This window comes from Polymorphospora rubra, assembly GCF_018324255.1.
Taxonomy (GTDB): Bacteria; Actinomycetota; Actinomycetes; order Mycobacteriales; family Micromonosporaceae; genus Polymorphospora; species Polymorphospora rubra.
Map to the genome: position 1 here is coordinate 7,325,984 of NZ_AP023359.1, position 21,114 is coordinate 7,347,097.

Below are 21,114 nucleotides of genomic sequence, written 5' to 3' on the forward strand. Positions count from 1 at the left end.
CCGACACCGTCCGCCGCGCCCTACGACGCCTGGAGGGACGCCTCGCCGACCTCGGCGTTGATGCAGTGGGCCTACGGCGACACGCTGTCCGAGATCGCCGAGCAGCAGCTCGAAAGTTCCGATCGCTGGCCGGGAATCGTCGCCCCCGCCGCGGCACCAGGTCCCCGGTCGACGGCTCGTTCCAGTCCGGCCCGCCCGGCCGACCGCCTCCCCCACCTGGCGCCCCGCCCACCCCGCGAGGTGCGGGGCCCCGCCGGAGTGCAGGGGCCCCTGCGTCGTCGTTTCGGACGGGGTGCCGGTCAGCACCAGCCGTTGGTCGGGCCGTTCACCCCGGTCCACAGGTAGGCGTCGGTCACCCAGGTGCCGTCGCTCAGCCGGTTCCAGAGGCTGGTGGTGCCGTACCGCCCGGCGTGCGAGGTGCCGTTGGCGGAGCAGGAGACGGTGACCGTCGCGCCGTCGCCCACCGTTCCCCGCACGGCGTAGCCGGTGCCGGGTCCGGACCGCTTGTTCACCGTGCCCCCACCGTTGGCGTCGACCACCGCCTGGTTGAAGCCCAGCGCCCCGTAGTTGTAGACCGCACCCCCGGCGCCTCGCCAGATTGAGCCATGTCGGGCGCCGCCCTGGTAGGCGGCGGCGCCGTTCTCGAACGCCCACTTGCCGAGGCCGTGGCCGGCGATGCCCACGTACGCGCTGTTCTGCCGCAGCCCGAAGTGGACGTGCCGGCCGGACGCCGCACCGCCGCAGGTGACATCGGTGCCCGTGTAGCCCAGGTACGCGCCCTGGCCGACGGCGGCGCCGTTGACCGAGATGCTGCTCCACAGGTGGTAGTAGTCGGTGGAGTAGCCCCGGTCGTGGATCACCCGGATCCACCCCGTGCACATCGTGTACGCCGTGCCGGCCCGCGCCGCGCGGACCACCTGGTCGCCGCCGGCCAGGTCGATCGAGCTGTACGGCGTCTCGTAGCCGCCCCAGCCGTGCGGGCCGCTGGTCAGCGTCCACGTCTGGCCGACCGCGAACGGCAGGGCCATCCCGGTCCGGTAGTCACCGCCTGCCTGCATGGTGGTCGGGGTGCTCGTGAAGACCGCCTTCTCCTGTTTGTTCACCAGAGGTGACTCGGCGGCCAGCTCGCTGAAGCCGGCTTCGCCGTCGAAGTTGACCCGCCATGTCCCGGCCTCGGCACGGGCGATGAAGACCGCGCCGGTCGGGTGGATGTCCTTCTCGTGGGAAGTGACGGCCACGGCCGTACCGAAGGCCCACCGGCCGTCCTTGCGGGTGACGGTCACGCGGGTCTCGGAGCTTTCGGCGTGCTCCGCCGCGGAGCTGCCCGCGTGCTTCGCTGCCGCGGCCTCGACCTGCCCGCGCAGCTTGGCGGTCACGGCGCCCTCGACGCTCATCCGCTCCGGGGCCGATGCGGTGGCGTGCGCGGGGGTGCCCGTGACCAGGACTGCCGTCGCCAGCAGCGCTGTGGCGGCGCCGGTCCGTCGTCTGATGTGCACCATTGACGACCTCTTTCGAATCGAAGGGCATCGCTAGGTTGTGCTGACGATAGACAGGTCGACGAACATTGTCTACATGCCGACAGTCGGCGATGAAGGTATATTTCGCACACGTCTCGGGGACCGCACCCAGCCCCGGTGGAGTTCGACGGACCGGGTTCAGCGACTGAGCGACATCTCCTGCAGGATCCGCGAGAGCTTCTCGGGGTTACGGATGGTGTACATGCCGGTAACCAGTCCTTCCACGACCCGCACCGACATGACGCTGTCGATCTTCCCGTCCAGCCGGAGCAGCAGCGCCGACGAGCCGTTGACCTGGACTAACTCCGCCGACAACCGGTCGACGACGGTTGCCAGGCCGGCCGTGATCAGGCGAGCGACCTTGTCGGCGCCCATGACCGGTCGCGGCATGGCCTGTTTCACGCCGCCGCCGTCACCCAGCGCGACCACGTCGGGCGCCAGCAGGTCGACGAGGCCCTGGAGATCGCCGGTCTCGATCGCCCGCTGGAACGCCTCGAGCGCTCCCCGGGCCTCGGCCGGGGAGGCCGTGCCGCGGGGACGCCGCTCGGCGACGTGGGTCCGGGCCCGGTGCGCGATCTGTCGCACCGCGGCGGGCGTCTTGCCCACGGCCTCCGCCAGTTCGTCGTACCCGAGATCGAAGACCTCGCGCAGCACGAAGACCGCGCGCTCGGTCGGGGTGAGCGTCTCCAGCACCAGCAGCATCGCCGTCGACAGGCTGTCTGCCAGCTCGACGTCGTCGGCGACATCGGGGCTGGTCAGCAGGGGCTCCGGCAGCCACGGACCGACGTACTCCTCGCGCCGCCGGACCAGGGTCCGTAACCGGTCGAGCGCCTTGCGCGTGACGATCCGGACCAGGTAGGCCCGCGGGTCGCGCACCTCGGCCTGGTCGACGCCGTCCCACCTGAGCCAGGCCTCCTGTACGACGTCCTCGGCGTCGGCGGCCGAACCGAGCATCTCGTAGGCCACGGTGAACAGCAGGCTCCGGTGCCGCAGGAACGGGTCGCCGCTCACGTGTGTGCACCCCTGCTGGCCAGGGGCGGCAGGCCGCATGTCGTGGCGTACTCCTGCGAACGGATGCCGAGGGCGACGTTGGCGCGGGCGGTGAGATTCATGACGCCCACCCGGGCCGTCAGTTCCAGCACTCCGGCAGCGCCCAGGTCCTCGAGCAGCGCGGCGGTCATGTCGTCGGTGACCGTCACCGGGGTGTGGCACATCGCCTCGGCGTACTCCATCACCCGGCGCTCGACCGGCGTGAACATCGCGGACTCCCGCCACCTCGGGACCTCGCGTGCCTTCGCCTCGTCCAGCCCCTTGTCGTGGGTCATGAAGTAGTGGAGGTCCAGGCAGAAGCTGCAGCCCACCTCGGCGGCCGCGGCCATGGTCGCCAACGATGCCAGGCTACGGTCCATCCGGTCCCACTTCTCGGTACGGCCACCGAACCTCATCATGTCCTTGAAGACGCGCGGGTGGTGCCACATCACCTCGGCGCCTTCCGGCACGCCGCCGAGCATCTTGCGCATCGCCACCTTCAGCAGGGCGCCGTAGGGGCCGGTGATCCTGGTGCGGGGAACGCGGGTCGTACTGGTCATCGTCGTCTCCTTGTCGCCGGTGTGACATGAAGACGCCGGCCGCCGCCGCCCTGTGACACCACCCCGCTACGCCGTCGTGGTGGACCGCTCCGGGACCTGGTCGAAGAACACCCGCTGACGACCTCGCGGTAGGTCCATCACCCGGCAGAAGTCCCTCACCAGGCCGGGAGCCTGGTGAGGGACCGACTGCCGGTCTACAGGAGACGTTGCCTGGTCAGAAGCCCAGGGCGTCCTTGCCCCCGACCACCGGAAGCACCAGGGTGCTGCCGTTCAGGTAGACGGTGATCTGGCTACCGACAGCGCCCGCGTCGCGTGCCGGCCGGTTCGACGTCGGGTTCGCGTTGTAGTTGCCGGTGATGACGAGGCCGATCCGGTGCCCGGCCGGGATGACGTGCTCGGAGGGGAGCGTCGTCCACCGTACGTTGTAGTTCTTGTCGGGCGTCAGCGCCTCGCTCCGGCGGAGGTCCGAGGATTTCTTGGCATCGATGTGGCCCCAGGCCAGGACCCGCTCGGGCGTGATCGCGACGCTCGCCTCCATCGGCGCGGCGCACCCGGTCTGATTGGCCAGGTCCTCGGGCTGGCAGGATTCATGGATCACCTCGAGCGGTTCCTTGCCCGCCACGGTGACGGTCGGGCCCGCGCCGTAGTCGACGAGAAGGGCCGAGAGCAGCGCGGTCTCGCCGGTCGTCGACATCCGGACCTCGACCTTGGGCGTACCGGAGATGCGCAGGTCGTTCGCGAGCGGCGGGGTCACGAAGGCGAGCCGGCCGGACTTGGCCTGCTCGGCGTTGCCGACCTTGACGGCCTGCGACTCGATCTGGTCGACGAAGCTCTGCGTGGGGTTGCCGCCGGCGTTGTCGAACGACAGCGTTCCCGCCGCGTCCGCCGTGGCCGGGCCGAAGCGCAGGTTGACGTCCTTGGCGCTGGCGTCGGGCCAGGTCGAGTGGGTCTCCCAGGTGCCGTCGGGCCGCTGGATGTCCGCCATCGGCTCATCCATGATCCCGTTCGGGATGTCGTGCAGCCAGTGGTCCATCCACCGGTGCATGACCGACTGCCACTCGGCGAGCCGGAAGCTGGTCGGGTTGACGTGTGCGCCGCGGTGGATCCAGATCTTGCGCGGCATCTGGCGCTTCTCGACCTCGTGCCACAGCTCGGAGAAGTGCATGGTCTTGACGTTGTAGTCGGTGAGGCCGTGCACCATGAACACGGACGTGTTGGCCGTCTTGATCTTGTTCGCGTCCGGCAGGTAGCTGCGCTCCTGCCAGAACGGCGTGAAGGCGGAGGCACTGGCCACCTCGGCGTCGCCGACCGCGGTGATGACCGACTCGCAGGCCGGTGCCGATGCTGCGCCCGGCAGCACCCGGCCGACCGACACGTAGTCCGCGAGCCACTCGGTGTACCGGTGGTTGACGTTCTCGCTCCAGGTCGACCAGGCGATCCCCTGGTCGTTCACGTACTTGTACCAGCTGGAGATCGCGGCGATCGGCACCACCGTCCGCAGGCCGGGGACGCCCTGCGTGGCGACCGCGTTGGGCAGCGTGCCGACGTACGAGACACCCTGCATGCCCACGTTGCCGGTGCTCCAGTCGGCGACCGCCGGGCTTCCGTCGTGGTAGAAGGCCGGGGCGCGGCCGTTGAGCCAGTCGACCGCCGCCTTGATGCTGATCGTGTCCTCGACGCCGCCGGTGGTCGGGCAGCCGAACGACCGCGAGGTGCCCTGCATCTCGACCTGGACGACGGCATAGCCGCGGGGGACGAAGTACTCGTCCCACCAGCCGGCGAAGCCGCGCGTCTGGTCCGGCGGGGGGTTCGTCAGAGCGCGGCCATAGTACGGGCTGGCCTCCATGATGGTCGGCACCTGCAGGCCAGCCTCGGTCTCCGCCGGCCGGATCACGTCGACTGCGATCAGGTCCCGACGGCCGTCGCCGTCGCTGTCCATCGGCGCCTCGACGTAGACGACCTCCTGGATCGCGTCGCCGTGCGAGAAGACCTGTTGGGTCACACCGTTCTCGATCACGATCCCGGGTGCGTCCGCCGTGGCACCTGCCACCGCGGGCGTCCCCATGACTGTCACCCCGATGACCGTTCCAACGGCGACCATTCGCCGTACAAACCTCATATCCCTACCTCCGTCTGGCTGGCTGTGGCCAAAGTCAACAAGGGCCAGGGCCGCCGAGCGGTCAAACTTGAGCGACTTCAGAGCTTTGCGTCAGCCTGCGACTACCGAGGGCAAACCGGCGCGTAGGCGGGCCTGCACGACGCGGACGACGGAGGGTGATCGGGCCCGGAATCTCGAGCTTGCCGAGACCATTGATGTTGGACGGTTGTCGCCGTGACCATGATGTGTCCGCGAGGGACAGCCGACTCCTACTCCCCTACCACCCGGTGTGACGGAGTGCGTCCTGAGCGATGGACGGGCCGAGCGGCTCTCGCAGGCGGCTCAGGCAACCTCGGTCGGTACGACGGGATGCGTCAGCCGGTAGCCGACGCCACGCACGGTCTCGATGAGGCCGGGCACGGCGAGTTTCTGCCGCAGCGACGCGACGTGCACCTCCAGGGTGCGTCCCGCGCCTTCCCAGGCGGTGCCCCACACCCCACTCATGATCTGTTCCCGGCGGAACACCACGCCGGGCCGGCGGGCAAGCAACGCCAACAGGTCGAACTCCTTGACGGTCAGGTGGATCCGTTGACCGTCCACCATGACGACGCGCGACTCGGTGTTCAGGCTCACCGGTCCGAACACGTGCGGCCCGGCGCCGGCTGTCGAGGTCGGAGCAACGCCACCAGGCCAGGTCGCCGTGCCCGCGCGCCGGGTGACCGCATGGATCCGGGCCACCAGTTCGGCAACGTTGTACGGCTTGACGATGCAGTCGTCGGCACCAAGATTCAGCCCGTGCACACGCGAACGCCAGTCCGTCCGAGCGGTGACGACGATGATCGGCACATTCGACATTTTCCGGATCTGCGTGCACACCTTGAAACCATCTTGGTCCGGTAGGCCCAGATCGAGCAGAACGGCGTCGGGGCCGTCAGCGACGAGCTCCAACGCCTGTTCGCCGGTGCGGGCGCAGGCGACCTCCAGGCCATGCTGGACCAGAACGGCGCGCAGGGCGCCCATCACCCTGCTGTCGTCCTCAACAATCAACAGTTTCATCGGAACTCTTCACCGACAGGCGGTACCCCGTCCGCACGGTTGCGTCTCGCCGATGCCGCCGCGGCTCGCGCCGATGGTCCCGCTGATGCGGGGGCGTGCCTGTCGTTGAACACTGGTTCCCTGGCGTTGTGCCGGTCCCGCCCCCCGGGGGCAGCCACGGAAAAGTCGCGGTCCCCGATCGCGTTCGCGTTGAGACTGCTCCCACCCGCACCCGACGAAGACGCCCGGGTCGACGATGCTTCACAGTCGACACCTCATTCTTCGTCAAGATCATTAGAACGCCGATGTCTTTATACTGGAGTGCACTGCCGGTGTCCAGGGCTGGCGTGAGCTGCGCACCCGCCGCGGCAGCGGGCTCCAGGGAGTTACGATCTTGTAAACGGTAGGGCGCCGGGTTTCGGCCGGTCGGGGTGGTCGATAATCTGCGGGTGTCGGCCCGTTGGGCACGTCGTGTCTTGAGCCATCCCGCATTACCGGAATCTCCGGCAATCAGCTGAACCTGCTGCGGTCGGAGTTGTATCCACTGCGGATCGCCGGGCGTTAGGGCCGGCCGCACGCCCGACGCGGTGGGCGTCGGCAGCGTGGGGCGGGTGTGGGCCGACCGCCGGTGCCGGAAGTCGACCGGCTGGTGGTGACGCCTTCGTGTCCGGCAAGGCCCGACGGAACACGATCAGGGCGACCGTCGCCTCCGACACCGACGCTGTGGTGCGGCAGATGTCGGCCCGGACGCCTGGCTACAGCCCTCGCTATTGCACACAAGGTCGCTATAGGACGAGTTGGCGCAGCGCGGCGATATGACGGATGCACCGGGTCCACCGGCATGGCTACAACTGGCCACGACACAACCTAATCCCGCCGCGCATGAAGTAACGTGCGTGACGGTAGCGGCCGCCGGCGCCGTCACGCAGAGCCGCACGCTCATGCCGACGCACGTGCATTGGCCCAATGCCTACGGCGACTCCCGCAACGGCCAGATCTCGACGACGCCCCGCGCGACCGCGCATGGTGTTTTCGACACGAGCTGGATGGCCTCCTCCATCGTCGCGGCTTCGATGACGGCGAACCCGGCCACCGGGAGGGCAGCGGACATGAAGGCTTCGTGCGCCACGGTCACGCCTGCCCCGTCGTGGTTTCGCACCTGCACGGCCGCGCCGGCAATCCCCACATCGGCTCCCGCCGCACGCAAGCGCGCGTCGTGCGCGTGCGCCTCATCACGTACCGCCACGTCGGTGCGGTCGTAGCCGGCCTGGTCGCCGTATCCGATGGTCACGAACTTGGCCATAACGGATTCCCTTCTCTCGTCGTACGGACTGCTTGAAGGGTGTTCATGGGTCGTCTTCTTCACGGCGGGTCAGGCGGCCGGCCCACGCCAAGCGGTCGAGAGACATGACCACAGAGCAGGCCAGCTTGCTCAAGCCTTGGCCGACGCAGCCGATTGCGGATTGCAACCAGTTCGCTGAACGTAACGTAGTCTGCTTGCAGTATGCAACCAGTCTGCCGATTCGGGTTGAACGACCGGCCCCGACTACCCCTGGCGCCTGGGGACCGCGCCACGGTCATCACCACGGACGGTCGGGTCACCGAACCACTCGGGCTCGTGCGGCTCGACGCCGCGCTGCTGCAGATCGGGACGGGCCCGATCAGACCAGGCGGACGCCGGTACGGGCTTCGAGCAGGCTCATGAGCTCCTGCTGGAACGCGGGGTCCTGCGTCGCGGGATGTGGCCGTTGGGTCTCACGCTGGTGCCAGTAGCCGCCGGTCGGCGGGATGGCGTCGTGGGTGGCGAGCCAGACCTGTGTTTCGTGCCCGGCGGTCAGGTCGTCCGGCGCTGCGGCTCCACCCATCCGGGTCGGCACCCAGCCGGGATCGACCGCATGGGCGACGGTGCCCTCCCACCGGGTCGCGAATGCTGCGGCGAGGGCGGTGACGTAGAGCTTGCTGTCGGAGTAGGTCACCTGTCCGCGGTCGATCCGGCCCAGGTCGGCGGACCCTCCGCGGTGCATGGAACTGGAGAGGTAGATCAACCGGGCGGGCTTGTCCATCAGCGCCGTCAGCACGAAAGGGGCGACCGCATTCACCGCGAAGACGTCCGTCGGGCTCATCGTGCCGGCGTTGTGGATCACCGCATCGAACCCCCCGTGCGCGTCCGACTGGGTGGCGACGGCACGGGTCTGCTCCAAGTCGGAGAGGTCACCGCCGATGACCCCGGCCCACTCGCCGTCGCCTGGAACCGGTCTGGTGGCGTCGCGGACGTGGATCACGACCTGATGCCCGTCCGTGGCCAGGGCGCGGGCGACGGCGAGGCCCAGCCCGGTCGACGCCCCAGTGACCAGAATCCGCATCCGCTTCCTCCTCGCTTCCCGGGTATCCAGTCAACCCGACGACCTGACGACGAAGGGTGCCCTGCCGGTACACCCTTCGTCAGGGACTCCCACGCGCGTAGACGGCGGCTGACGCTGGACAGTGTGACCGACACTCCCGACATCCCGCGGTTCCGCTTCGCCCGGTTCCTGCCCGCGCTGCTCCTCCTGCTGACGGTGTTCGGGCCCATCTCGATGGACCTCTACCTCCCGGCCCTGCCCGCGCTGACCGAGGACCTGGCCGCGGCGACGTCGGTCGCGCAGCTCACCGTCACCGCTTGCCTGGTCGGCCTCGCCGCCGGGCAGCTCACCGCCGGCCCGCTCTCGGACCGGTTCGGACGACGCGGCATCCTCCTCATCGGCGTGGTCGCCTACGTGGTCACCTCCGCGGTGTGCGCGATCTGCCCGAACGTGGAGCTGCTGATCGCCGCCCGGCTCGTGCAGGGCCTGGCCGGCGGGGTCGGCATCGTCATCTCCCAGGCCACCGGCCGCGACATCTACTCCGGTACTTCCCTGATCCGCTTCTACGGGCGCCTGACCGTGGTCGGTGGGCTCGCTGCGATCATCGGCCCGTTGCTGGGCGGACTGTTGAACACCTTCACCGATTGGCGGGGCCTGTTCGTGTTCCTCGCCGTCATCGGCGCGGCCCTGCTCGCCATCTCCGCGTTCGCGTTCCCCGAGACCCTCCCGCCCGCGCGTCGCACCACGGGCGGGTTCGCCCAGACCGGCCGCGACTTCCGGGTGCTGCTCACCGACCGCGTGTTCCTCGGCGCCGTACTCAGCCAGGGATTCCTGTACGCCGCGCTGTTCGCCTACCTCTCCGGTGCGACGTTCGTGCTGCAAGGCATCTACGGCCTCTCCCCGCAGGGGTACGCGGCCGCGTTCGGCCTCAACTCCACCGGGTTCATGATCTTCGGATGGCTGGCCGGCCGCTCAGCCGAGCGGTGGAGCATCCGCGGAACCCTCGTCGTCGGCGTCATCGTCACCAGCATCGGCGCGCTCGGACTGCTCGCCTCGGGGCTCGCGGTCATGCCGTTGTGGATGGTGATCGTGTCGCTGTTCCTCCTCGCCGGGGGCGTCGCGATCAGCTCCCCGCCGGCCACGACCCTCGCCCTGGCCGACTACCCGCAGATCGCGGGCACCGCCTCCGCTCTGCTCGGCATGGTGCGTTTCGGGTTCGGCGGAGTCGCCGCGCCCCTGGTCGGTGTCGCCGGCGCCGCGACCATCCTCCCGCTCGGCCTGGTCACGACCGGGTCAGTGGTCCTCGCCGCCGTCGCCTACCTCGCCCTCGCCGCCCGCGGCCACCGCGGCGCGGCTGCGCTGCCCGATGCGGCACCCGTGACCGTGCCCGGCTCTTGACCACCGATCCGCCCGCTGGAAGGACCCTGCCCGTGACGCTCCACAAGAGCCTGCTCGCCGCGCCGGCGCTGATCCTGATCCTCGCCGGATGCACCGGTCCCGACCCGGCTGCGCCCACGAGCACATCGACCACCCCCTTCGCATCGCCCTCGTCGACTGCGCCTTCGGAAACCCTGTCTGCGTCGGAAGGGTCGGATGACGGGGTGATCGGCACGGTCGTGCGGTTCACCGGCGACAGCGCCAGCGTGGACGTGACGATCGACGTGGACACCCCGGCGATCCGCGACTTCCTCTCGATGCTGCCGCTGACCGTCGACCTGGAGGAGTTCAACGGTCGCGAGAAGATCGCCTACCTGCCCCGGGAGCTCGACTATGAGGGCACACCCGGCTTCGACCCGGAGGACGGTGACCTCATCTACTACACGCCCTGGGGCAACCTCGGCTTCTATTACAACACCGAAGGGATCGGCTACTCCGACTCCACGCTTCGCATCGGCAGCTACGACGCGACCCTCGATGAGCTCAACCAGCTCGAAGGACCCGGCGTGCGGATCGAGGTCGTGGATTGACCCGCCCAGCCGCATCACAGGCCGCGCCGGCGCAGGCGGAGAGAGGACGTCACCTCCGACCGATAGCACCAGCCCGCAACGTACGGTCTTTTGCTCGATTTTCGCTCCGGCCTGCTTCGCTGAGGCCTGGGCGACGCGAACAACCATGAATGCCCGGAGGAGACGAATGCGACACAGCGTGTGGACGGGATCGGCCCTGGCCGTCCTGCTGACCGTCAGTGCGGCCGCGTGCAGTAGCGGGAACGAGGCGGGTCCCGTTCCAGACGCGGGACCTGTGGCGACGGGTACGGCGAGCAGTTCTCCGTCCGCGAGACCTGACCTTGACGCAGGAGAGGAACTGGCACGTGGCATAGACGTACCGTGGGGCCTGGCGTTCCTGCCCGACGGCGACGCGCTGATCGCCGAGCGTGACACCGGCCGGATCCTGCGCCTGGACCCTGGCGGTGGTGAGCCGCAGCAGGTCGCCGAGGTGCCCGGGGTGGCCGCGGCCGGTGAGGGCGGACTGCTCGGCCTCGCCGTCTCGCCGGACTTCGCCACCGACGAGCTGGTCTACGCCTACTTCACCGCAGCCGACGACAACCGGATCGTGCGGTTCCGGCTCGGCGGCGGTGAGCCGGAGGTGGTCTTCTCCGGCATCGCCAAGGCGAGCTACCACAACGGTGGGCGGATCGCGTTCGGCCCGGACGGCATGCTGTACGTCGGCACCGGTGACGCCGGGAACACCTCCCTTTCCCAGGACCCGGCGAGCCCCGTCGGCAAGATCCTGCGGCTCACCCCGGACGGCCAGGCCGCACCCGGCAACCCCACCGCCGGTTCCCCGGTCTACAGCCTGGGCCACCGCAACGTGCAGGGCCTGGCCTGGGACGCCGACGGCCGACTGTTCGCCACGGAGTTCGGGCAGAACGACGTCGACGAGGTCAACCTGATCGAGCCCGGCCGCAACTACGGCTGGCCCGAGGTCGAGGGCGAGGGCGACACCGCGGGTGACCGCTACACCAACCCCCTGGTCACCTGGTCCACCCGCGAGGCATCCCCGTCCGGCATCGCCATCACCGCCGGTACCGCCTACGTCGCCGCGCTGCGCGGCGAACGGCTATGGGTCGTCCCGCTCGACGGTGACCGGCTCGGCGAGCCGTCTGCCGAGCTCACCGACCGGTACGGGCGGCTGCGCACCGTGCAGGTGGCCCCGGACGGCGCCCTGTGGGTCACCACCTCCAACACCGACGGACGGGGCGATCTCCGCGACGGTGACGACCGCATTCTGCGCTTCCCGGCCCGGTGAGCCCAGCCGTGACCAACCAAAGGGCCGGCCTGACAAGGCGGGAAGCGGCCTCGGTGATGGCCGCGCCGAACGGCGCCCGTAGCCGGCACCGGCCCACGCGAATAGGCCAGCACCAACGGACTACCGTTGAAATTCGTTGATGGTCACCGGGTGCTTCCGACGCCGAATCGGGCGGGAGTGCCCCCTGGAAGATATCGTGGCTCGATCAGGGAAAGGTATCGCTGCAGAGTTCTACTATCGATGGCGGCGAGGATAAGCCCCCGATCTCCTGGGCCGTTTGGGAATCCCCGAAGGCGTTGGTGGTGCCTCGGTCCCGCGACGCGGTCCACAGAGGCCGTCGCCGTCCGGATTCGCCGCCGCTGCCCCGGCCGATTCCGGACTGACTCCTGAAGTGATGGTTGACGACAGTGGACGGGGACGACCGGCCAGACATGCATTGATAGGCTGCCATGTGTGACGGTGTCGCTACGGCCCGGAACGGTGCGGACCGGGGCGGAGTTCCTCGCCCGGTTGCGTGCCGTGCGATCCATGTCTGGTTTGTCTTACCGGGCGCTCGAGCGACGGGCCAGGATGGCCGGCGACCAGTTGCCGGCCAGCACCCTCGCGAGCGCCCTCAACAGGATCTCGCTGCCGTCCGACGATCTGGTCGCGGCCCTCGTGCGAGCCTGCGGCGGCGACCCGGGCACCGTGCGGGAGTGGGTCGAGGCACGCCGCACGTTGGCCCTGCCCGACGAGACCGCATCGGTGGCGGACCGGTCCGGCCGGCCACCGGCCCCGTCGACCGGACCGGAAGCCGGGGCACCGTCAGAATCCGGCGGGCCAGACACCGAGGAGCCCGGACACCGGCTCGATCCGCCCGCGGGGCAGCCGATGGTCCCGCGGCTGCTGCCACCGGATCTTCCGTTGATCGTCGGGCGGGACGGCGAGGTGACGCAGGCTCGACGGCTGCTCGACCGGGATGCCGCAGGACCGGTGACGCTGCTGGTCACCGGCCCGGCCGGGGTCGGCAAGACCGCCCTGGCGGTACGCATCGGACACCTGTCGGTAGCCCGGTTCCCGGATGGTCAGCTCTACGCGGACCTGCAGGGCTTCGGTGACGAACCGGCCGAGCCGTACACCGTCCTGGGCGTCTTCCTGCGCGCCCTCGGCGTACGTGGCGGCGCGGTACCCCCGGACCTGACCAGCCGGGTCCACCTCTACCGGACCCTACTGGCCCAGCGCGAGATGCTGATCGTCCTGGACAACGCGGCATCCGCCCGGCAGGTCGGCGACCTGCTCCCCAGCGGCGAACGGTGCGCCGCCATCATCACCAGCCGGACCACCCTGGCGGACCTGGCCAGTCGCCGACTACCCCTGGGTGTCCTGGACTCCGCCGCCGGACTCGCGTTGCTGCGCGAGATGCTGGGCCGGGACCGGACCGTCGCGGAGGCCGAGGCGGCCCGGTTCATCGTGAGGACCTGTGGTGGCCTTCCCCTCGCGGTGTGGGTGGCCGGAGCACGACTCGCAGCCCGACCGCACTGGCCGCTGGTCAAGGTCGCCCGCGCGCTCGCGGACGAACAGCGCAGACTCGACGAACTCGCCGTCGGTGACGTCGCCGTCCGGGCCAGCCTCGAACTGACCTATCGCGGAATGGGTAAGCCCGCCCATCGGGCCCTCCAGATGCTCAGTCTGCTGCCTGGCACGGACTTCGCAGCCTGGGCCCTCGCCTCGATGCTGGGGACCAGCGTGTCGCAGGCGGAGGCGATACTCGACGACCTGGTCGAGGTCCACCTGCTGGAGATCGGATCGGTCGGCGCCACCGGCATCCGCTACCGGTTGCATGACCTCGTACGGCTACTCGGCCGGGAGCAGGCGGACCAGGAGATCACTCCACAGCGGCGGGCCGCCGCGCTCGGCCGGCTGCGCGGCGCCTGCCTGTCACTCGCCGACCGCGCCGCAACCATCCTCAGCGCCGACTTTCTGGGCATATCGCATGAGGATCTGGTGTCGTGGCGGCTCCCCACGACAGATGCCGACCAGCTCACTGCCGACCCGGTGGTCTGGTTCAACGACGAACGCCAGTTCCTGATCGCGGTGGTCGAACAGGGGCTGGACGACGCCGTGATCGCGCCCGCCGCCGGGCTGGCCACCGTGTTGACACCGTTCTTCCAGGTCGGCAGCCATTTCGACGACTGGGAACGGCTGCAAAGCCGGGCACTCGGGGTCGCGCTGTCCACCGGTGACCGGCACAGTGCGGGCAGGCTTCACCGCTGCCTCGGCGAACTCACCACCATCCTGGACCGGTACACCGAGGCGCTCGACCACTTCGAGCAGGCCCTGCGACTCACCGACGGCGACCCGGCGTACCAGGCCAGCGCCAGCGCCGGACTGGCTTACGTACATCGGCTGCTCGGCGGCTACGCCACCGCGTTCCGGCACTTCGAACGGGCCGCCGAACTGGCCCGTACCGCCGGCATCGTGAACTGCCTTATCTACGCCACCAACGGCATCGGCGTCATCGACCTGGAACAGGAGCGGGTCGAGGCCGCCACCGAACGATTCGAGGAGTGTCTGCGGCTGAGTCGATCCGCCGGCTACCGGCCCGGTGAGGCCCAGGCGTTGCGATGTCTGGGACAGAGCCATCGGGCCGTCGGCGCGTACGCGGTCGCCGCCGACTGCTTCCGGCAGGCCACCGCGATCAGCGAAGCACTCGGCGACCGGCTCTCCGCCACCCACGCCCGCTGCTGGCTGGGCGACGTCCTGGTAAGACAGGGGGCCTACGGGGAGGGCCGTCGGCTGCTTGCCCGGAGCCTGTGGACCTACCGGGAGTTCGGCAACGTGTGGGGCGAGGCGGCAACGCTCTACGCCCTCGCGGAAGCACAACTCGCGGCCGGCCGGCCAGTGCTGGCGGTCCGGCGTGCCAAAGCGGCTGTCGACCTCTGGCGGCGGGTCGGCTCCCGAACCTGGTTGGCGACCGGCCTCGACACCCTGGCCGAGGCCCACCTCCGCGCCGGGGACACCGGCACTGCGGCCTGGATCCGGGCGGAGGCCACGGCTACCCGGACGGGGCCGGACGGTGCGGGCCACGGGTAGGAACGTCCACCGAGCGAGGACCGAGCGGATCGCGCCCGCTCGTCACCGCTGGAATGGTCCGTGTCGTTCTGGATTTCCTTCGTCCTGCCTGCCCTCACGGCCCACGACACCGGCGTTGCGGTCGTGCTCACCTTCGCGCTCGGACTGCTGGGCTTCAGCACCTGCCTCCATCGTCGGGGCGTGGCCATGGCGTGAAGGTCGGCGATCGCCGACCGGACGCCGTGGTCGGCGATGCCGTCGACCAGTGGCCGGGCCAGTTCCTCCGTCGGTACGCCGAGGCGAGCCAGCGCCCGCGCCGCCGCGATCCGGCTCCAGCGGTCGTCGTGATGCTGACGTGGTTGTGGTTCGAGGGTGGCCATCGCCGCCGGGTTGGCTTGCGCGAGTTCGGCTATCAGGGTCGCCGCCAGGTGCGCCGATGTGTCTCCGCCAGCGAGGACGGCGGATACGGTCGGCAGTGTGGCTATGTCGGTCTCACCTGACACCGGATGTCGGTCTCGTTCGACAGCAGCCTGGATGAGGGGTGTCAGATGTCGACGGGTCGACACCACGGGTGTTCCGCCCAGCCTCGACGGCTTCTACCAAGCCGAACGCGACGCCCGGATGCCAGTGCTGGCTTATATAAGTGGGGACTGGTATGATTCTTGTTCGTGCACGCGTTCGACATCCTCGGCGACCCCGTACGCCGGCGCATTCTGGAGCTGCTCGCCGACGGTGAGCAGACCTCTGGCGCGATCACGGACGTGATCCGGGCCGAGTTCGGACTCTCCCAACCGGCTGTCTCACAGCATCTGCGCGTATTGCGTGACAGCGGGTTCGCGTCGGTGCGGGCTGAGGGCGCTCGCCGGTTCTACGCCGTCGCGCCCGCGCCGCTGAGCGAGGTTGACGCGTGGTTGGACCGGTTTCGCCGGTTGTGGGAACAGCGCCTCGACGCTCTGGCAACCGAGCTGGCCCGGGGCAGGCGTGCAGCTCGGACTCCGGCTGGTGGGGAGCCCACCCGACCGGCCGAGTCCGGCACCGATGCGGACAAGACAGATCCATCAGCGAGGGGAACATGACATGAAAGACGTACTGGACGAACTGGCCGCCGCGCAGCGGGCAATGGGCAAGGGCAGCGTGCCCGCAGGCGACGCGTACACCATCGAGGTGCGGCGGCGATACGAAGCGCAGATCGACGACGTCTGGGACGCCGTTACCAGCCCCGAGCGGCTACGCCGCTGGTTGAAGCCGGTCACCGGGGATCTGCGGCTTGGCGGGAAGTTCGAGTTGGACGGTGGCGAGCACGGCGAGATCCTCCGGTGCGAGCCGCCGCGTCTGCTCAAGGTGTCGTGGCTCTACGGGCCGGACGCAGACGCGTGGCCCGGCACGAGCGAGGTGGAAGTGCGCCTGTTCCCGGGCCCGAACGGCGACACCGAATTCGCGCTGATCCACGCAGCGGTCGTCGAGGAGCCCCTCTTCCCGACCTACGGCCCCGGTGCCGGCGGCGTTGGCTGGGACCTGGCTCTCCTCGCCCTTGCCCGACTGTTCGCCGGTGGCGAGACCGCCGACCACGACGGGGTCCAGAAGTCGCCCGAAGGGCGCGAGTTCATCCGGCGCAGCGCCGCGGCCTGGGGCGAGGCTCACCTGGCCGCCGGCGGCGATCCGGAGCACGTCGCGGCCGCCGTGGAGGCCACCACGAAGTTCTACGCACCCGACCCGACCTGACATCCCCGCCGCGGTGGGATGTCAGGCCTCTCTCCGTCGAGGAGTAGGACGAGCAGCAACAGCATGTGGTCCCACACCTAGAAAGAATGCGCAATGAAATACACCAACTCGATCGAAATCGCCCTGCCGCGGGAGCGCGTGGCCCAACTGCTCGCCGACCCGGCACACCTACCGAAGTGGCTGCGGGGCATGGTGCTGCACGAGCCGGTGAGTGGGATACACGGGCAGCTCGGTACCAAGTCGCGGGTCGTGATGCAGTCGGGGCAGCGGACGATCGAGTGCACCGAAACGATCACACGCCGGGATCCGGCAGACCTGCACGGGATCCCGAAAGAGAGCGTCGTTCACTTCGACCGCGAGATCGTCGGCGCGGGCATGTGGAGCGTCGTGCGCGATCGGCTGACCGAGGCCAGTCCGGAGACGACGCTCTGGGAGAGCGAGAGCGAATACCGGTTCAGCGGCCTGCTGATGCGGCTGGTGGGGCTGCTGATGCCCGGCGCCTTCCACAAACAGTCGCAGCAGCACATGCAGGATTTCAAGGCGTTCGCCGAACAGGGGAAGGATGTCCGCGAAGGGAGGAACTGACCTGCCGCGATCAGCAACGAGAGTCTCCGACGGCGATCGGCCGCTGCAGGGAGCGCCCGGTTACGGAATCTTGGGGCGTGATCATCATCGAGCACTTACGTTCCCACGTTCGGGTCTCTGGTGTGCGATCCCATCCGGGCGGGACGCGTCCGGAATGCCTGATTACTCAGCCGCCAAGGCGGTTCTGACGTCATGGCTCGCGATGCACGTAATACCAGTACCCGCCGCAGGTATACGCCTCGGGACCGGTACTGGTTCGTCGTCCCTCTTGCGCCCGGACGCTGATCGAGTCAACGACCGCGCGGGACCGGTCGATCTCGCTGACGATGCCCAGGCGGTGCAGAAGCTGCTGGTATGGCCGGGTGACGGCCCGAAGTGCGGCTACCACGAGGGCCACACCCGACGGTCACCCGGCCATCCCGGAGACGGCTAGAGCCTCAACGTCCACGAGTTGAGGTAGCCGACGTCGGCCGCTGCCGCGTCACGTACCCGGAGCTTCCAGGTCCCGTTGCGCGCCTCGCTCGACAGGTTGACCGTGTAGGTCGTGTCGATGTTGTCGGCGCTCCCGCCGGTCCGGTTGTGCAGCGTGTAGAGGCTGCCGTCCGGCGCGACCAGCGTCACGACCAGGTCACCCTTGTACGTGTGCACGATGTGCACCTCGACGGTCGACGACGACGAGGCGTTGCCCGCGCAACCCGATACCGTGATGGCGCTTTCCACCGTCGACACATCAGGAATCGTCAGGTCGGTGCCGTTGGTGATCGGCCCACACCCACCGACAGGATTCACCGTCCAGGTGTAGGACGTGCTACCCGACCCACCGGCCGCGGCCGTCGCGGTCACGGTCACCGAGTACGAGCCGGCGGTCGTCGGGGTGCCCGTGACGGTGCCGGTCGTCGACGAGATCGACAGCCCGGCCGGCAGTCCCGTCGCCGTCCAGGTGTAGGGCGCCGTACCGCCCGAAGCGCTGTGCGTCGCGGAAACCGCCGTGCCCACGGTCGACGACCGCCCACCGGGGTTCGTCACCGCGACACCACCGGTGCCGGGGCCGCCACCGAGCGAGACCGCCGCGGCGAGGATGTCGGCGGCGAAGTGCTGCACCTCCGCGTAGACGCCCGGCGCGTTCGGCTGGGCGCATCCGATGCCCCACGAGGTGATGCCGACCTGCACCCACTCGTTGGCCGCGTTGCGCGTGAACATCGGGCCGCCCGAGTCGCCCTGACAGGTGTCGATGCCGCCACCGGGCAGGATGCCGGCGCAGATCTCCTCGTTGGGGATCAGGCCCGCGTAGCTTCCGCCCTGGGCCGCGCAGGTGCTGTCGTTGATGTAGGGGACGGTCGCCTTACGCAGATAGCGCGACTGTCCGCCACCCTGTGTCGTCGCACCCCACCCGGCCACGGTGAACGAACCGGCGTGCAGCGAGGTGTCGGTGGCGATCTTCAGCAGCGGGCTGTTGATCGGGCTCGACAGGCGGACCAGCGCCCAGTCCTTGCCGTCGCCGTTGTAGCCCGGCGCCCGGTAGACGTAGTTGGACGTCCGGGTGGTACGGGCCGGGTCCTGCAGGTCGACGGCGCCCCAGGTGGCGGTGATCGAACTGGTGGGACCGGTCGCACCCACACAGTGCGCGGCGGTCAACACCAGGCTCTGCGTGTACATCGCGCCGCCGCAGCCCATCGAAAGGCGAACCATCCAGGGGAACTCGCCTGGCGCGGCGAGCGTGCCGCCGACAACCAGCGGGGTCGGCGTTTCTGAGGGCGCGGCGTTCGCCGGGGCCGCGAGGGCCCCGCCGCTGACGATCATCGTCGCGGCGGTGACGATGCCCAGCATCATCCGTCGTGCTCGTGACACAGATTCCTCCCATAGAACCAGCGAAGCCCGGCGTGCATCGGGGGTTGGATGCGCCGCACTCCGCGAGTTGAACGGAAATTTAGCTCAGTCGATGCGACTTGGATAGAGGATGCGCGATTGGCCGACTCACGGCGAGCAAGGTAGGCACCCCCGGTCAACGTTTTCACCAGGAAAAGGAGGCCCTTACAAGGGGTCCTTTCCGACGACCCCGGTCACCGATAGTGAGCAGCACGGCCTGCCCCGCACCTCGAGCACGATCCCGGATCGTCACCGACGGGCCACCGCGGCTGACCCCGACCGCTTCGAGCAGGCAGCGATCGGGCAAGCCTCCGGTTCGGGACGGTGCAGCACCCCGAACCGGCCGACGGAGTCTGAATGGCCAGATGAAGTCACATCGGTGGCCGATTGTGACGCAATGGGGCCCAAGGTGCGTTGACATGGCCCGGGCCACTAGTCACAAAGACTCCCGCCGATCAACTCTCCGGTCGAAGGTCTCGGAATCGCCCCGCCGTCGTGTCGCCTGGTGGCCAGACCGCGACCCGGCCGCCGCCGACCGGCTCGCACACTCTGGATCGTCCAGGTCCGCGCAACCGATCGACCCATCTGCACTCCTTCGCCTGGAGCCTGGACCGAGACGGGGACGCCGTGAGCGCCACGCTCACGCTCCCCTACAGCAACGGCCCCACCGAAGCGACAACAGCAAGACCAAACGAATCGCACGCCAAATGCACGGACGAGCAGGCTTCACCTGCTTCGCCACCGCGCTTAACGAGTGGCTCTGCACCGCTTATGAAGCGCGCCCTAGGTAAGCCGGTCTAAACCGGATGACATGGCGTCTACGGTGCCCATAATGATGGGGTGCGGCACATCCAGTACCCGAAGATCGGCACGATTAGCACCCGCGATGTCGCCGGACCCTGGATTGCGGCCGAGAAGATCCACGGGGCGCAGCTGGTCGTGGCGACGGACGGCCGCACCACGCGGGTCGGCAAGCGTAAGGCATGGCTACGTGACGAGGACCCCTTCTTCGGATGGCAGCTGCTACGCAACCGGCTGGTAGCGGCGGCCCACGCCGCACTGCCCGGGCCGGGCGCCGCAGTGCGCCTCTACGGCGAGCTGTACGGAGGCGCCTACCCGCACCCCGATGTGCCACCGGCACCCGGGGTCACCGCCGTGCAGACCGGCGTCTGGTACAGCCCGGACCTGCGGTTCGCGCTGTTCGACGTACTCGTGCAGGACGCCGACGACGAGGAGGGTGCGTACCTGCCGTTCGCGCGGGTCCGCGAGGTGGCGGCGGTCGCGGGGCTCGATGTCGTGCCGCTGCTCGGGCGGGGCCGACGCCAGGACCTCGACACGATACCGACGAGATTCGTCACCACGATCCCGGACTCGCTCGGGCTGCCGCCCCTACCGGGGAACCTGGCAGAAGGTGTCGTACTCCGCGCTGATCGGACGCTGCCGCCCGGAAAGCGTTCGATCGTCAAGCACAAGATCGCCGAGTTCGACGAGCAACGCTTCGACGACAGTCAACCTTTCGACGCCGGCGCCCCACTCACGTTGACAGACCTGTTCGCCATCGCCGGGCGGATGGCCAACCCGATACGCCTCGCCTCCGCCCGTTCCAAAGTGGGCGTGAACCAGGCCGCCATCGCCGACGAAGCCGTGCTGGACGTGCTGATCGACCTCACCAACGCCTTCCCCACGGCAATGGCACAACTGGACCACACGGCGGACAACGCCCTACAGGAGCACGTACGACACGCCATCCGGATTGCGACGATCGACGGGCACGCCGGCAGTGCCGAGGAACCGCACCACAGGTAGCAGCGGGCAAGCTACTCCTGGCGTGACAGAACCGGTTACCTACCCAGGTCGCTGTGGTCCGCCGACCGTGCTGAGCCTTCTTGAGTGCGACGTGCGGCGGGCACGCGAGAACCTGCTGCGGCCGGCCCCTCACCCCCGCCTCCCGGTAGCGGCGCAGCCAGATGTTCACCGTCGGACGCGATACCCCGGCCAGCGGGGCACCCCCTCAGCGCTGCAGCCCTCATCGCGCCACGACACCATTGGCGCCCGTCCCG

At 69.2% G+C, this 21,114-nt stretch carries 18 protein-coding genes and 1 pseudogene; 11 read left to right on the top strand and 8 right to left on the bottom strand.

From position 1 onward, the window contains the following. Nucleotides 1-299: 299 nt before the first annotated feature. The 7 genes from Prubr_RS31955 to Prubr_RS31985 all read right to left on the bottom strand — a co-directional run bounded on the left by Prubr_RS31955 (nucleotide 300) and on the right by Prubr_RS31985 (nucleotide 8,602). Nucleotides 300-1,499 carry a peptidoglycan DD-metalloendopeptidase family protein gene (locus tag Prubr_RS31955; RefSeq protein WP_246567935.1) on the bottom strand — a complete coding sequence of 400 codons (1,200 nt, stop codon included), beginning with the start codon at nucleotides 1,497-1,499 and terminating at the stop codon, nucleotides 300-302. Between the two features lie 156 nt (nucleotides 1,500-1,655). After that, nucleotides 1,656-2,567: an RNA polymerase sigma-70 factor gene (locus Prubr_RS31960; RefSeq protein ID WP_212818832.1), complete on the bottom strand. Its 912-nt coding sequence runs from the start codon at nucleotides 2,565-2,567 to the stop codon at nucleotides 1,656-1,658. Continuing rightward, nucleotides 2,525-3,106 (bottom strand): carboxymuconolactone decarboxylase family protein, encoded by a 582-nt coding sequence (locus tag Prubr_RS31965; RefSeq protein WP_212818834.1) that lies wholly within the window; start codon nucleotides 3,104-3,106, stop codon nucleotides 2,525-2,527. Before Prubr_RS31965 ends, Prubr_RS31960 begins: the two co-directional genes overlap by 43 nt. A gap of 214 nt (nucleotides 3,107-3,320) precedes the next feature. Next, nucleotides 3,321-5,171 (bottom strand): CocE/NonD family hydrolase, encoded by a 1,851-nt coding sequence (locus tag Prubr_RS31970; protein ID WP_212818836.1) that lies wholly within the window; start codon nucleotides 5,169-5,171, stop codon nucleotides 3,321-3,323. Between the two features lie 375 nt (nucleotides 5,172-5,546). Next, nucleotides 5,547-6,260 (bottom strand): response regulator transcription factor, encoded by a 714-nt coding sequence (locus Prubr_RS31975; protein WP_212818838.1) that lies wholly within the window; start codon nucleotides 6,258-6,260, stop codon nucleotides 5,547-5,549. 949 nt (nucleotides 6,261-7,209) lie between these two features. Next, nucleotides 7,210-7,542, bottom strand: coding sequence for a YciI family protein (locus Prubr_RS31980; protein WP_212818840.1), 333 nt, complete (start codon nucleotides 7,540-7,542; stop codon nucleotides 7,210-7,212). A 358-nt stretch (nucleotides 7,543-7,900) separates the two neighbouring features. Then, on the bottom strand, nucleotides 7,901-8,602 hold the full coding sequence (locus Prubr_RS31985; RefSeq protein WP_212818842.1) for an SDR family NAD(P)-dependent oxidoreductase: 702 nt from the start codon (nucleotides 8,600-8,602) through the stop codon (nucleotides 7,901-7,903). Between the two features lie 123 nt (nucleotides 8,603-8,725). Here Prubr_RS31985 and Prubr_RS31990 point away from each other — a divergent pair, with 123 nt between their 5' ends. The 9 genes from Prubr_RS31990 (at nucleotide 8,726) to Prubr_RS32025 (ending at nucleotide 17,188) form a co-directional block, all read left to right on the top strand. Further along, nucleotides 8,726-9,979 carry a multidrug effflux MFS transporter gene (locus Prubr_RS31990; RefSeq protein WP_212818844.1) on the top strand — a complete coding sequence of 418 codons (1,254 nt, stop codon included), beginning with the start codon at nucleotides 8,726-8,728 and terminating at the stop codon, nucleotides 9,977-9,979. A 32-nt stretch (nucleotides 9,980-10,011) separates the two neighbouring features. Continuing rightward, on the top strand, nucleotides 10,012-10,548 hold the full coding sequence (locus Prubr_RS31995; protein ID WP_212818846.1) for a cyclophilin-like fold protein: 537 nt from the start codon (nucleotides 10,012-10,014) through the stop codon (nucleotides 10,546-10,548). A 145-nt stretch (nucleotides 10,549-10,693) separates the two neighbouring features. Further along, a complete protein-coding gene (locus Prubr_RS32000; protein WP_212818848.1) occupies nucleotides 10,694-11,830 on the top strand; it encodes a PQQ-dependent sugar dehydrogenase in 1,137 nt (378 codons plus the stop codon). 528 nt (nucleotides 11,831-12,358) lie between these two features. Beyond that, the gene (locus Prubr_RS32005) at nucleotides 12,359-14,902 is read left to right on the top strand and encodes an ATP-binding protein (protein WP_246567939.1); all 2,544 of its coding nucleotides are present in this window, start codon (nucleotides 12,359-12,361) and stop codon (nucleotides 14,900-14,902) included. A 60-nt stretch (nucleotides 14,903-14,962) separates the two neighbouring features. Next, entirely contained in the window at nucleotides 14,963-15,097 is a 135-nt protein-coding gene (locus Prubr_RS37860) for a hypothetical protein (protein WP_281425857.1), read from the top strand. After that, nucleotides 15,094-15,381: a hypothetical protein gene (locus Prubr_RS32010; RefSeq protein ID WP_212818852.1), complete on the top strand. Its 288-nt coding sequence runs from the start codon at nucleotides 15,094-15,096 to the stop codon at nucleotides 15,379-15,381. The genes Prubr_RS37860 and Prubr_RS32010 overlap by 4 nt, the downstream gene beginning before the upstream one ends. 168 nt (nucleotides 15,382-15,549) lie before the next feature. Beyond that, nucleotides 15,550-15,957 carry an ArsR/SmtB family transcription factor gene (locus Prubr_RS32015; RefSeq protein ID WP_212818854.1) on the top strand — a complete coding sequence of 136 codons (408 nt, stop codon included), beginning with the start codon at nucleotides 15,550-15,552 and terminating at the stop codon, nucleotides 15,955-15,957. Nucleotide 15,958: 1 nt separating this feature from the next. Beyond that, nucleotides 15,959-16,603: an SRPBCC domain-containing protein gene (locus Prubr_RS32020; RefSeq protein ID WP_212818856.1), complete on the top strand. Its 645-nt coding sequence runs from the start codon at nucleotides 15,959-15,961 to the stop codon at nucleotides 16,601-16,603. 93 nt (nucleotides 16,604-16,696) lie between these two features. Next, nucleotides 16,697-17,188, top strand: coding sequence for an SRPBCC family protein (locus Prubr_RS32025; protein WP_212818858.1), 492 nt, complete (start codon nucleotides 16,697-16,699; stop codon nucleotides 17,186-17,188). Nucleotides 17,189-17,617: 429 nt separating this feature from the next. On the opposite strand, the gene Prubr_RS32030 is transcribed toward Prubr_RS32025, so the two are convergent. Next, nucleotides 17,618-19,036 carry a trypsin-like serine protease gene (locus tag Prubr_RS32030; RefSeq protein WP_246567941.1) on the bottom strand — a complete coding sequence of 473 codons (1,419 nt, stop codon included), beginning with the start codon at nucleotides 19,034-19,036 and terminating at the stop codon, nucleotides 17,618-17,620. A gap of 529 nt (nucleotides 19,037-19,565) precedes the next feature. Here Prubr_RS32030 and Prubr_RS32035 point away from each other — a divergent pair. Next, nucleotides 19,566-19,805 (top strand): annotated as a pseudogene (locus tag Prubr_RS32035) (transposase); the annotation flags it as partial. Nucleotides 19,806-19,894: 89 nt separating this feature from the next. Then, nucleotides 19,895-20,860, top strand: a complete 966-nt coding sequence (locus Prubr_RS32040; RefSeq protein ID WP_212818860.1) for an RNA ligase family protein — start codon at nucleotides 19,895-19,897, stop codon at nucleotides 20,858-20,860. Nucleotides 20,861-21,114 lie beyond the last annotated feature (254 nt).